General features: G+C 46.6%; 7 protein-coding genes. 6 read left to right on the plus strand and 1 reads right to left on the minus strand.

Annotation, left to right across the window (positions count from 1 at the left end):
- The first annotated feature begins 25 nt into the window (after positions 1 to 25).
- The 3 genes from AC3ITG_RS10795 (at position 26) to AC3ITG_RS10805 (ending at position 8,711) form a co-directional block, all read left to right on the plus strand.
- Positions 26 to 1,558, plus strand: coding sequence for a response regulator (locus AC3ITG_RS10795; RefSeq protein ID WP_413377216.1), 1,533 nt, complete (start codon positions 26 to 28; stop codon positions 1,556 to 1,558).
- A 297-nt stretch (positions 1,559 to 1,855) separates the two neighbouring features.
- Positions 1,856 to 6,424 (plus strand): S-layer homology domain-containing protein, encoded by a 4,569-nt coding sequence (locus AC3ITG_RS10800; RefSeq protein WP_489253706.1) that lies wholly within the window; start codon positions 1,856 to 1,858, stop codon positions 6,422 to 6,424.
- 166 nt (positions 6,425 to 6,590) lie between these two features.
- Entirely contained in the window at positions 6,591 to 8,711 is a 2,121-nt protein-coding gene (locus tag AC3ITG_RS10805) for an alpha-galactosidase (protein WP_489253707.1), read from the plus strand.
- 68 nt (positions 8,712 to 8,779) lie between these two features.
- Here AC3ITG_RS10805 and AC3ITG_RS10810 read toward each other — a convergent pair whose 3' ends face one another.
- Positions 8,780 to 10,537, minus strand: a complete 1,758-nt coding sequence (locus tag AC3ITG_RS10810) for a cache domain-containing sensor histidine kinase (protein WP_489253708.1) — start codon at positions 10,535 to 10,537, stop codon at positions 8,780 to 8,782.
- A gap of 223 nt (positions 10,538 to 10,760) precedes the next feature.
- Between AC3ITG_RS10810 and AC3ITG_RS10815 the strand changes: the two genes are divergently transcribed.
- From AC3ITG_RS10815 to AC3ITG_RS10825, 3 genes are all read left to right on the plus strand, one after another.
- Positions 10,761 to 11,717: an ABC transporter permease gene (locus tag AC3ITG_RS10815; RefSeq protein WP_062322050.1), complete on the plus strand. Its 957-nt coding sequence runs from the start codon at positions 10,761 to 10,763 to the stop codon at positions 11,715 to 11,717.
- A 28-nt stretch (positions 11,718 to 11,745) separates the two neighbouring features.
- Positions 11,746 to 12,636 carry a carbohydrate ABC transporter permease gene (locus tag AC3ITG_RS10820; protein ID WP_413377226.1) on the plus strand — a complete coding sequence of 297 codons (891 nt, stop codon included), beginning with the start codon at positions 11,746 to 11,748 and terminating at the stop codon, positions 12,634 to 12,636.
- A gap of 133 nt (positions 12,637 to 12,769) precedes the next feature.
- On the plus strand, positions 12,770 to 14,374 hold the full coding sequence (locus tag AC3ITG_RS10825; RefSeq protein WP_413377228.1) for an extracellular solute-binding protein: 1,605 nt from the start codon (positions 12,770 to 12,772) through the stop codon (positions 14,372 to 14,374).
- Positions 14,375 to 14,384 lie beyond the last annotated feature (10 nt).

Raw genomic sequence — 14,384 nt, forward strand, 5'->3', positions numbered from 1 at the left:
AAAGAGACAAAGGGAGGGGACGTTGATGTATAGTATTTTTTTGGTAGACGATGAAGAACTGGGACTTGAGATGATGAGGGATTATATCCGTTGGGAAGAGATGGGTATCTATATCATGGGAACTGCGAGTAACGGCAGGGAGGCCTTGGAGAAGATTGAGGCCACCCAGCCTGATATCGTTCTTACCGATGTTCAGATGCCGATAATGAACGGTATTGATCTGGCGAGAAAGATACATGAGAGCTACGACTCGATCCAGGTGATGTTTCTGACCGGACACGATGAATTTCAATATGTGAAATCGGCTATCAACGTAGGGGCCGTGGGATATATGCTAAAACCGCTGGATTTAAATGAAATTGAAAGCGTTATCAGTAAGGTTAAACAGCGTTGTGACGAAGTTGGAATTAAAAACCGTTCCATGGAGGCGGCCAAAGCCAATATCCTGAAGGAGTTATCTTACGAAAAAAATGAGGATCGTGCTATTGATCTCGCTTTTAGTTTCAGCCGTCTAACCCGACAACCTGAGACCAACCGATATGCAATGGCCTTGTTCAGTATCGATCCCAAGGAGGCTGAAGGGGAACAGCAAAGTCTGGAGGAATGTACAGGGCGGCTGGTGTCTTTTCTCGACCATTTCTTCAAGGCGAAGAACCTAAAAGCGATCTTTGTGGATTACAAGGAAGGAGAGACCGGTGTATTTATGGAAGCGGCCCAGCAGCCGGGACATTATGCGTGGGAAGACTTGGCTGAGGCTATTCGTAGTGCCCTAGATTTTACGGTAACGGCAGCTGTAGGAGGACAAGAGACCGAGTTATCCCATATTCACTGTCTGTACGAACAGACGCGTATCGTTTTGAACGAGCGTTTCTATGAAGGTACAGGCACGATCATTCATGCGGAGACGCTTTCGAATCAGTTTTATACGGAGCATATGCCCCCTTTTGAACAAAAGGAATGGTTTGAGGCCATTAATCGACTGGATTTTGAATGGGCGGCACAGAAGCTGCACGGGTATATTGAGGGATTGGCAACACTGCGAGTCAAGAAGAAAATCATCTGCGACTGGTCGATAGATCTTGTTAATGAGCTGCTGGAGCAGCTTCATAAACCTGTTCCGAAGCGGGCTGAGCTGTATCATTCCATCTATAATGCACTGACTCTGCATGAGATCGAGGATCTGATTCTCGGTACTGCGGAAGATGCTGTGAGTATGCTGGGTGAGCGGTTTATGGACAAAAATGCAAAACTGATTCACAAGGTCCGTACCCTCATCGATCAGAATTACAATCAGCCGATTACCATTAACAGCCTGTCTGATCAGGTCTATTTGTCACCGAACTATTTGAGATCCATTTTTAAGGACAAAACAGGGATGACAATTCACGATTATCTGACACGCATCAGACTGGATAAAGCCAGGGAACTGCTGGCAGATGGCTCGCTCAAGATTCACGATATCGCGCAGAACGTGGGCTATGAGAGTACATCCTATTTTATTTCTCTTTTCCTGAAGACACAGGGCGTCACACCAAACGAATACAGGAAAAGTATATGACGATACAGGCTGTCTGGTAACGATCATGATCCTCCCGTTTTCCCTGAACATGATTTGGGTAGGCTCCCTCTTACTAAACCATGATATGGCGAATGAAAGAGGCTTTCCTGTATGAATAGTAACATTGTGGTATGGAACATCCCCCTCCTCCTTTTTACAATTAGGCATATAGGAAAGGAAGGAGGAGAGATGGGATTTAACAGCTCTTTATGAAAGCGATTACAGATGATGGCTGTGAACCACTGCAGGATAGGCACATGGAGACCTAACTCAATCAAAAGAAAATGGAGGCATGTTATGTTGGGACGGATTATGAAAAAAGGATTTGTGTTCTTTATCATTTTTTGCTTGGTAGTTGGCGGGGGCCAGTTCGCCCGAACAGCTCACGCCGATGATATGAATACCTATGAAGCTGAGGCCGAGGGGAATATTTTGCTTGGCAACGCGAAAATCTCTGATAGCCCGACGGCTTCAGGCGGCAAAAAGGTCGGAGGCATGTACCAAGGCAGTTCCTTGCAATTTAACAATGTTACTGTAAGTGAGACAGGAAATTATAAGATTTCTGTTTACTACATTTCAGGTGATTCTCGGCCATTCAATATTAGTGCGAACGGCGGGGAGAAGCAATTTGAAGAACCGCCCAAGACAGTCGACTGGGATACGGTGGGAACGTATGATGTGACTCTTCCGTTGAACGCTGGTGCCAACACAATCCTGATTGATGACAACAACTGGTATTCACCCGACATCGACAAGATTGCGATCCGCGGTTTGGACAGTGGCCACCCGGGAGAAGGGGGCGGAGACGACTGGAAGAAAAATTTGCATGGTGCAATCATTGAGGCAGAAGCAGCCGACAATATTTTGAAAGGCAATGCCAAGGTGGTAGAAAGCAGCATTAGTTCGGGTGGAAAGAAAGTAACCGACCTGAACAAAAACAGTTCACTGCAATTTACGAATGTCACCGTACCGGCAGATGGTACATATTTGATCCGAATATCTTATATTTCCGGTGACCAGCGACCTGTCTATATGCAGGTGAACAATGACACGGATGAGATGATTGATCTGCCCAAAACGGCAAGCTGGAATACGGTAGGCACGTATGATGCGGAAGCTTCCCTTCATAAGGGAGCTAATACCATCACGTTCTCGGATCATGATGGGTACTCCCCTGATTTTGACCGAATTGAAGTAATCCCGTATACGCTTAGCTATGAAGCCGAAGATTCGGGCAATACGCTGACTGGTGAAGCGCGCGTAACAGACAGTCCGAATGCTTCCGGTGGCAAAAAGGTCGGCTACCTGAATGGCGGGAGCTCCTTGACGTTTAATAAAATTATAGCCCCGATGACAGGTAATTATCGCGTTACGGTAGCTTATTTTTCAGGTGATCCGCGGAGTTTTTATGTCCATGCAAATAGTGGGGAAGAGCAGTTCCATGACCTGCCCAAAACCCCGGATTGGGATACGGTAGGTACGTATGATCTTACACTCCCACTAACTGAAGGCGAGAATACGATTACTTTTTCAGACAACAATGGCTATTCTCCCGATCTGGACCGGATTATCGTAGAGCCTGCGATAGAGACAGAACCCGAAAATCCAGGTGAAGGAGATGACGATCTGGGAACACCGGGTGACTCGCAACGATACGGGGATATAACGGTGACTGATTACACCTATGGCCTTCTGGTATCGAACGGACAATACGAAGTGTCTTATAATACCCAGACCGGATTCGTTGGCTATAGCTGGGCAGAAGGGCAGAAGATGCGTGGTGTTTTCAGCAGCATTAAACTTGGTGAGAGCCTTGTGGAAACCAAAGGCTATGAGAGTCATGCGAGCGGTGGAACACCAGTGGAGATTCAGGATGGATTCGGCAAAGGCATTGAGTTGAATTTTGTTCATACTTCGACTGGCAAACCAACCCTGAAGCAGGTCTATCGGTTTTATGAAGATAAATCGTATTTCCTCAACCGTCTGGATGCCTTCAGTGATACAGAGATCCAGAGTAATTACATGTCACCAATTACCGTGAAAAATACGGGTGGTGTGGATATCGGCGTCAGCTCGGATAACCGCGTGCTTACGGTGCCCTTTGACAACGATGCATGGATTCGCTATAAATCTCAAACGATGAACCGGGCGGATACCAGCTACGAGATGACAACGGTATTCAATAACTCGACTCGTAACGGTCTGGTGATTGGTTCAGTAACCCATGACACCTGGAAGACCGGTATTGACTGGAAAGGCTCAGCTAATCGTCTGAATGAATTTGCTGTGTATGGTGGTGCAGCGAGTGACGTTACTCGCGATACCCAGCCACATGGCAGCCTGACCGGTACTGAACTGTCCTCACCACTGATTATGGTAGGTGGTTTCAGTGACTACCGCACAGGGCTTGAAGAATACGGTAAAGCCAATGCGATTATTACACCTCCGTTGGCATTGAACCCGGAGCTGCCACAAGGTGTTCCGGTGGGCTGGAATAGCTGGGGAGCTTATGATAGCGGGCTGTCGTATCAGAACGTAGTGGATGTGTCCAATTATTTCAAGAACAATCTTAAGAAGTTCAACAATAACGGCAATGTATTCATTAATATGGATTCCTACTGGGATAATCTGAGTGATGCAGAGCTTGCCCAAGCCGTATCTGTAATTAAGGACAATGGTCAGCATGCAGGCATCTATTGGGGACCATTTGTGTATTGGGGCAACGATATGAGCCAAACGGTAGATGGTACCAATGGGCAATATACGTATGGTGATATTGTGCTCAAGGATGCTGAGGGGAAACCTCTGCCTACGCTGGATGGGGCATATGCACTGGATGTGACACATCCGGGGAGTCAAATGCGTATGAATTATTTTCTGGATAAGTTTAAATCACTTGGATTCACATTCATCAAACTGGATTTCCTGACCCATGGCTCACTGGAAGGCCAACACTATGACACAACCGTGACGACAGGAATCCAGGCTTACAATGAAGGGATGCGTTATGTCGAAGAGCGATTGGATGGGAAAATGTTTATTAGTGCGTCCATTGCACCGATCTTTCCAAGTCAATACGCGCATAGCAGACGGATCTCTTGTGACACCTATGGCAAAATCAATGAGACGGAGTACATGCTCAATTCATTGACATATGGCTTCTGGCAAAATGGAACGATCTATTCCTATACAGACCCAGATCATTTGGCATTAAGCAGTGCTTCAAGCCTGGAGGAAGCCCGTAGCCGGGTGAATTCCGGTGTGATTGCCGGCACGGTGATGATGGATTCCGATGATGTGAAGGATCCCAAGGCACAGGAATACATGACAGCATTGTACAATAACACAGATGTTCTTCAGGTGGCGCTGAAAGGCAAAGTATTCAAGCCGCTTGAAGGGAATACGAATGCAAACGCCGCAGATACGTTTGTTCTGAAAGACGGCAATGATTATTACCTTGCCGTATTTAATTACAGCGCCAATAGTTCAGTGAACAAAACGATTAATTTGGGTCGTGCCGGATTGAATGAATCCAAATCCTACACGTTAAAAGACTTGTGGACAGGTGAATCTTCGTCAGCCACGGGTTCATGGTCCATCTCGCTTGGACCGGCTGAATCGAAGTTGGTTAAATTGACCGAAAAACCAGTCAATCCGGAAAATCCAGGCAACCCAGGTAATCCAAGCAATCCTGGCAACAATGGCAATAACAATAATACTAGCGGGAACTCCGGCAACAGCACGACTCCGGAGAACGATACAGTAACACTGGTCATCACAGCCGATATGCTGAAAGTGGACAGTGGGGCAGGGAAAGCAATTGTGGACATCAAGGCTGGTACTCAGGAGTTACAATTGTCATCTTCTGTTTTACGCCAGCTAGGCAACCATACACTGGAAGTGAAATCAGGCAAGCTAACCCTACAAGTACCTGCGAGTTTGTTCCAGCAGCTGTTGAGCAAGCTACCAGCGGGGCAACAGGAAGAGAGTACGATTTCCCTGAAAATGGTTCCGCTTGGCAGCAAGGCCAAGGAGGTCGTTGCTGCAGTGGAATCATCTTCCCGGGCAACGGTTTCCCTTAAGGGAGAAATCTATGAATTCAGCCTTTCGGCAACAACTAAATCTGGTACAACCGAGACACTCTCTGCGTTTGATCATCCGGTTACGCTGAGTCTGGCAGCGGCTGAAGGCTTCGACCCTTCACAGGGAGGAATTTATTATATTAACGAAAATGGGAAATTGGAATTTCTCAAATCGGATTACGTGAATGGCGTATTAACGACTAAAGTGAGCCACTTCAGCAAGTATGCCGTTCTGGAACTGAATAGGACGTTTGCCGATGTTCCGGCCAATCATTGGGCCAGCTCTGTAATCAAGGAGTTAGCAGTGAAGGGGTATGTTGAAGGCACAAATAAAGATCAATTTGAGCCAGGACGGGCAGTCACCCGCGCTGAATTCACTGCCATGCTCGTTCATTCCCTGGGGCTGACCGTAGCAGGGGAAGTACAATTTACAGATGTAGCGACAGATGCCTGGTACGCTGAACCCATCTCGATTGCGACCCAAGCCGGTATTGTAAACGGCCGAAGCGCAGCCAGTTTTCAGCCGGACGCACAGATTACCCGGGAGGAAATTACGGTGATACTGATGAAGGCATATGAACTGAATGTTGGGAAAGTGCCTGTTGGTTCTACAGACATCTTGTTTACCGATATGGCTCAGGTTTCTTCATGGGCAACTGCTTCGGTGAAGGATGCAGCCCGATTGGGACTGGTCCAAGGCCAAAAACAGGGACAGTTTGTACCTAAAGGGATTGCTTCCCGTGCAGAAGCGGCTCAGGTCATCTATAACCTGATTTTGAAGTAAGATTTAAGGCTGCGATTTGCATCGCAGCCTTATTTTTATAATTTGAAATGAGAGATGATTTCCCCTATGGATTGTAAGAATGCGATATGGCTAATTTAACTCCTGCTTCCTACAATAATATGTATGTTCACAACACACAGCACGAGGGTAACAGGAACTCGAAAGGATGATAAACTTGACGATTCAATATAATGAACAACTACGTATATTTGCAATACAGACGCAAAATTCGTCCTACATTTTTGGAATTAATGAGAGAGAACACCTCCAGCATCTGTATTGGGGTGACCCCGTGGAGATCGAGGACAGCGCTCCGTTGCTCCATCTACAATCCCATAGCTCTTTTGACGCGGAAGTGGAAGGAGAGGTGGAGGAGTATAGCTTCTGGGGAGGTGCATCTTATACAGAACCATCTCTGAAACTGCGCATGCCTGATGGTGTCCGTGATCTTCAGGTAAGGTATGACCGTCACGAGATCATTGAACAGGATGGCAGACAGACGCTGATTATCACGTTGAAGGATCAGGTGTATGCACTTGAAACGCAGTTGGTATATCGGGTCATCCCGGAATTCGACCTGGTGGAGCGTTACGCCAATATCGTAAATAAGGGACAGGAGGATATCGTGCTGGAAAGCATGCAATCCGCAGCCTGGACCTTGCCATATCTCCAGGATTACCGCCTGACGCATGTTACGGGGAAATGGTCGGGTGAATTCCAACTGCGCAATACCATTTTGACAGAGGGAAAAAAGGTACTTGAATCGCGGAGAGGTTTCACTGACGGTCATGCTAACCCATGGTTTGCGATTGATGATGGTCTTTCGTCAGAAAGCGGCGGCGGGGTATGGTTTGGTGCTCTGGCCTGGAGCGGCAATTGGAAGATTGTCGCTGAGAAGACCCCATTTACTCATGTGCGGGTAACAGGTGGCATAAATGATTTTGACAGTGAATGGTTGCTGGGTGCGGGCGAAACGTTCGAGACGCCTGTCTTTGTCGGGGGATTCAGTCGAGAGGGCTTTGGCGGCATGAGCCACCGCTTGCATCAATATCAATACGATTACATACTGCCGCGCAGTGAAATCGGGAAAGTGCTGTACAACTCCTGGGAAGCTACCTACTTCGATGTTAACGCACAGGACCAAATGGCGCTTGCCGAGCGGGCAGCCAAGATGGGTGTGGAGCTATTCGTCGTGGATGACGGGTGGTTTGGGCAGCGGCATTCCGACCGTGCGGGGTTGGGCGACTGGAACGTGAATAAGGAGAAGTTCCCGAACGGACTTGTGGAGCTGATTGACCGGGTTCACGGACTTGGGATGGAATTCGGCATATGGGTGGAGCCGGAGTCGGTCAACCCGGATAGTGATCTCTATAGAGCACATCCAGACTGGGTATATCATTTTGAGACCCGTGGACGTACGGAGCTTCGCAATCAGCTGCTGCTGAACATTTCCAAGCCGGAGGTTAAGCAATACATTATAGATTTTATGACCGAACTGCTTGGCAACCATGAAATTAAGTTCATTAAATGGGACATGAACCGGACCATCACGGAGCCTGGCATGAAGGGACACCCTATTAACCGCCAGAAAGAAGTATGGGTAAGGCATGTCCAGAGTCTCTATGATATCTGGTCACAGCTGCGAGCCAAGTTCCCGGATGTGGAGTTTGAGACTTGCGCAGGAGGTGGCTCACGGATTGATCTGGGCATCTTCCGTTATGCCGACCAGTCATGGCCGAGTGACAATACGGATGCATTCGACCGTCTGAGCATTCAGGAAGGCTTCTCGTATACGTACGCACCACGTATGATGACCTGTTGGGTAACCGAGTCTCCTACAGGAATGAACGGCCGAAACGTCTCCCTGAAGTATCGTTTCCACAGTGCAATGATGGGCACGCTAGGTATTGGCTCCAATCTGAACGAGTGGAGTGATGAATGGATTGAGCAGTCCGGGGAATTCATCGGTCAGTACAAAGCCATTCGCCACCTGGTGCAATTCGGAAGACAATTCCGTCTGACTTCGCTTCGCCATAAGGGGGTTACTGCTGTCCAGTACAGCGATGCTGCCGGAAGTGATCATGTGCTGTTCGCTTTTCTTCACTCGCAGAAGCTGGGTGAACCGTTGCCTAGACTCCGTTTGGCAGGTCTTCAGGCTGACAAGACCTATCTCATTGAAGAGCTGGGATTATCGGTCAGTGGCCGTGCGCTGATGAACATTGGGGTGGAGTTGCCTCTACGCGGCGATTTCGACAGTCTGGTGTACCGTATCCGTGAGCAGGTATAAAAGGATGCTGTAGAACTGTTTAAAAGGAGTGCTTTGCAAGCCAATAGTGGCTGCATCGCACTCCTTTTTTATTGGATCTCTTTTTGTGGCAGACGAATTTGGACCGTGGTTCCCATGCCTAGTTTGCTATACACTTTAACACCGTAGTATTCACCAAATTTCAGCTTAATTCTCCGATCCACATTTGAAATGCCATAGCCTCGTCCTTCTTTCTCTTCAAACAAAGACTGAAGCGTCTCACGCCGCATGCCCATTCCATCGTCTATAACAGATAAGATGATACTATTGTTCTCGATGACGCCCTTGATATGGATATTTAGGGGCCGATCCTGATTCCAAAGAGCGTGAATCACTGCATTCTCCACAAAAGGCTGTAAAGCAAGCTTCACGGTCGAGTAGGGCAGGATCGATTGATCTATCGTGTAGATGATGTTCAGCTTGCCCTTAAATCGAATAAGCTGAATGGCATTATAGCTCTGCGTCAGTTTCAATTCCTCATTGATAGTCAGGATGCTCTTTCCTTTATTCAGGGATATCCGATAAAACTTGGCTAGATGAAGCACCATATCCTGAATCTGGGGATCTTGATGTTTTACGGCCAGAGAGGAGATCGAGCCGAGTGTATTATATAGAAAATGAGGATTGATCTGAGCTTGAAGCAGGTCAAGCTCGGCTTCCTTGCTCTGTAACTCCTTCTGGTAGACCTCTGTAACCAGACTTTTCAACCGAGTTGTCATCTGTTCGAATGCAAAGTGAAGCTGTCCTATCTCATCACTGCCCATTTGTTCCTCATGGGTAGGATTGAAATCCCCCCGTTCAATGCGTCGAATCATCCGAATTAACGTCCTGATGCGTTTGCTGAATAGCGATGCGGTAATATAAATGAGCAACAGTGCCACGCCGATGAAGCCCAGTGAAATTTTGATAATTAGCTGAGAGAGAGATTTGGCATCCTTGATAATACTGTCATAAGGGAAGATGGATACCGTTTTCCAGCCGTTTTTGAGCGTGTTATAAACCGCTAGAGCCTTCACGCCTTGATACGTTGTATCAAATCTGCCTGAAGGCGTCTCGTCAAAATTCTGATGAAGCAATTCGGGCAGGCTTGTGTTGATTAACTGCTTGTCCGCTGAAGATAGAATAATGCCCTTATCATTTATGATAAAGATATCTTTGCCGCCTGCTTCTTTTTCCATGAGAGAGTAGATGACAGACTCGGAAATTTGAAAGACCAGCATCCCGTAGGGGTACTGATTACTATTGTTGTTCAGCAGCCGGGCGAGCGTAAACATTGCAGGACCGTTCTCTGTCTGCGGCGATGAGAGATGAATAATGTTCCCATAGGATTGTTTCAATTTCTGGAACAGTTCAGTGTTCTGAACTTCGGGTGTAATCGGCCGGATATAATAATTATCTTTGGGCAGCGATGGATTGTTCGAATAAATGAATGCGCTATCAAAATCAGGGTAGGCTGCCATCACGGTGTCGATTCGATTGCCAATATAATTATAGACGTCCAAATAGGATGGATCATCCTGATATTCGTTCGTAAGGTAATTGGCAAGGCGGTTATCCAAATAAATGGAGGCGGAAATATGTTCGTAGCTGTCCAGTTTATTCTCCAGATTTTTAGTGATCTGAGCTGTTGAGTTCGTCATGTTGATATAGATCTGCTCGGTAAGTTTCGTTTTGGTAAGTTCATAGGAAAAATAAACCAATAGCATCATTGGGATGATGGTAACTAGTACAAAAACCATAAATAGTTTGGAACGAAAGCTCAGGTTAACAAAAGGCATGTATATGTATTTTCGATAGAATTGGCGCATTAGGTAGCCCTCTCTTGACTGATTATTCGTTGCAAAGTTCATCATAGCAGAGTGAATATGTAAATCCAATCCTCTCTTTGTACAAAAACATCTTTAAAAAGCGGTATCTTTCGGAGAATTCGACTATGGCAAGCGATCTGCGTCAAATTTATGATAAATAGGAGAGAAGTTGAATCAAGATATGGCCGGCCATGCTGCTATATAGAAAAAGGGAGGGTATTTAATGCATAAGGTAAGCGCTATCAAAACAGTCAGGAGCAATAATCTGATAAGCAGACTAAAAGAGCAAAAATGGTTATTCGTGCTTATGCTTCCTGCCTTCATTGCGACATTGCTATTTTCCTATGGTCCGATGTTCGGACTGTATATGGCGTTTACGAATTATCAACCGGGTGGGGGATCGTTCTTGCACCAGTTCTTCCATGCTGAATTTGTAGGTTTCCAGTGGTTTGAGTATTTCTTTACTACAGGGGACTTCTATCGGGTTATGCGTAATACGCTTGCGACAAGCTTGCTGACGCTGTTCTTCGGATTTCCTGCTCCAATCATTCTCGCGCTTGTACTGAATGAAGCGAGACAGGGATTTTTCAAGCGTTTTGTACAGACGGTTTCTTATCTGCCGCATTTTATCTCATGGGTTATTGCAGCTAACATTGTAATTACACTGCTGGCTTCGGATGGAATGCTTAACAATATTCTGGTTCTGCTGGGCATTGTCAAAGAACCAGTCGCATTTTTGCAGAACGGGCCTCTATTCTGGTGGATTATCGCACTGTCGAACATGTGGAAAGAGATGGGTTTCAGCGCCATAATGTATCTCGCCGCAATCGCTTCTATTAATCCGGAGCTCTACGAAGCGGCCAGGGTGGACGGAGCCAGCCGATTTAAGCAAATGTGGCATATTACGCTGCCATCCATGCGTCCTACAATTGTCATATTGGCTATTCTCGCGGTCGGAGGCATTTTGAATGCAGGATTTGAACAGCAATACCTGCTGCAAAATAATACCGTGCTCGAATACTCCGAAGTTATTGATATTTATGCCTACAAATACGGACTACAGAACAGCATGTTCTCATACGGTGCTGCCGTGGGGATGTTCAAATCCGTTGTAGCCTTTATTCTTGTCCTCATCGTGAACCGGATTTCCAGAAAAGTGAACGACCAGGCGTTGTTCTAACTACAAAAGACAGAGGGGAGCGCTTGTGATGATTCTGAACAGATTCGGGGATCGTATTTTCAAAATCATTGTGTATTTCATTCTTATTCTCGTATTACTGGTTACATTTCTTCCGTTTTGGAATATACTCGTTCTTTCATTGAACAGCGCGGAGGATACGGTACGGGGCGGAGTTTACTTGTGGCCCAGGGACTTGACCTTGGATAGCTATAAGCAGATTTTAAAAGATAGCGAGATTTTAAACGGGCTGTGGGTAACCGTCAAACGAACGCTGATTGGTGCACCTCTATCGGTTCTCGTCATTACGATGCTTGCGTATCCGCTAAGTCGGCGGAATCTGGTTGGTCGCAAAGGCTGGAACCTGTACTTCATATTTACCATGTATTTCAGTGGCGGACTTATTCCGTTCTACATGGTGCTTAAGGCGCTGAACATGATCGATACATTTTCGGTGTTCATTTTGCCAAGTTTGATGAATGTCTTCTATATGATTATTGTCCGTACCTTTATGGAGCAGCTGCCCCATGAGATTGAAGAATCGGCGAGGGTAGACGGGGCTAACGATCTGACAATTTTCTTTCGGATTGTGATGCCGCTGACAACACCTGTACTTGCAACAGTGGGACTTTTTCAAGCGATTGGGCATTGGAATGCCTGGTTTGATTCCTATGCATTCACCTACAGCTCGGACCTGAAGACCCTGCAAGCCGTGCTCGTCAAAATCTTGAATCAATTTCAGACCGGCGGCATGATCTCACAATCGCAAATGCTGGCCAACTCAGCCAAACGGAATGCCGTTTCGAGTGATACCATTCGAATGGCTGCTACCATGGTAGCTACCTTACCGATCGTTATGGTGTATCCGTTCCTGCAAAAATACTTTGTCAAAGGCATGACTTTGGGAGCGGTTAAGAGTTAATCTATTCCATGATCCGGTTGCAGGGAAGGCTCGTCCGGTGGCCTCTTCCTGAAAGGGGGTGGGCAAAGATCGTTTTGGAAATGCTCAATCTAGCACTACAGGAATTTATTCATTGGGAGGAATTAGGGTGTCAATGACAAAGACAAAAAAGTGGATGACTATGGGGATTACGGCTGCATTGGTCGTTGGTTTGCTGGCGGGCTGCTCTTCCAATGATGGGGAGAACAATACAGCGGGTAAAGATGGGGAACAAGGGCCGATTACGCTGACCTGGTTTGATGGCAATACCAAAGGAGAACCATTTACCGATGCGGTTGCCCAGGAAATTACCAAAAAGACGGGCATAGAGATTTCCATCCAACAGCCAACGGGTAATCCAACAGAAAAACTGAGCCTGATGCTCGCCAGTGGTGACTATCCAGATGTGGTGGTCATGAGCCGGGGAGATGCTTCCCTCGATAAGTACATTTCAAGCGGCGCATTCATTCCACTGGATGAGTTAATTGAGAAATATGGTTCTGATTTGAAAGAAATGTATGGCGAAACATTGACCAAAACACGTTATACAGACGGCAAGAACTACTATCTGGCAAACTGGTATGGTCTCGATAGTGATCCTGTCTTCGGTATGCTGATGAGACAGAGCCTGTTGGAAGAGTTTCTTCCAGACAAAGCTGATGGTTCACAGGCCCTCACAACGGACGAGTTTGAAGCACTCTTGAAAAATTTTAAAGAAAAATACAAAACGATTGATGGCAAAGAGTCCATTCCCATGACCATGAACGGTGAGAACATGGGCGCGAATCTGGGAACATTCAAAGGCATGTGGGGCCTAAAAACGTATTATGACAACAACGGGCGTCTGCAATATGATGTCAAGGACCCCAAATATCGCGAGATGCTGTTATATATCAATCGCTTATATAGAGAAGGTCTGATTGAGAAGGAATTTGCCATTAGCAAAACGCAAACATGGATTCAAAAGCTGACGACTGGCGCGGTATTCGCTACCCCAGGTGCATATTGGGACCCAGGTAACGGCAATGCGGCCCTGAAGAAGGATGGCGGAGAAAAGAATCAGTTATTCGCATACAAAGTTGTTGCTCCAGGTGTAGATCCGGCTCAAACAACATTTGGCCCAAGAAGCTCGCTTGGATGGGACGCGATCGCCATTACCAAAAATAACAAGCACCCGGAAGAGACAATTAAGCTGTTTAATTATCTGGCGAGTGATGAAGGACAGCATTTGCTGCTGTGGGGCAAGGAAGGCGAGCAATACACCACGGTGGATGGCAAGCGAGAACCGGACCCTGCATTCCTGCAGAGCTTCAAGGATAACTGGGATGACACGGTGAAGAAAAGCGGCGTTCGTAAATGGTTATGGTTTGTCAAAAATGGTCTGGATCCGAATGGACAGCCGTATGACATGGCGGTTAAATTCCAGCGCAGTGAAGTGGATGAACTGGCCCTCAAGAGTCTTGGCGATTCCGTATGGGATACAGCACAGTATGACAACCTGAATCCGGATGGGGGAACACCTCAAGCACTGACGGCCCAGAAGGTGAAGGATATTATGGATCAGAGCATTACGAGAGCCATTATTGCTCCAAGTGAAGCTGAAGCCAACTCCGTATTTGACAAGATGCTGGAGGATATGAAAAAGGCCGGCGATGAGAAAGTGGAAGATATCATTAACGAGAAATATGCTCAGCGTATGGAACTGTGGTCTTCGAAATAATTGAAGAGTA

The organism is Paenibacillus sp. GL_099_B, from assembly GCF_057835695.1.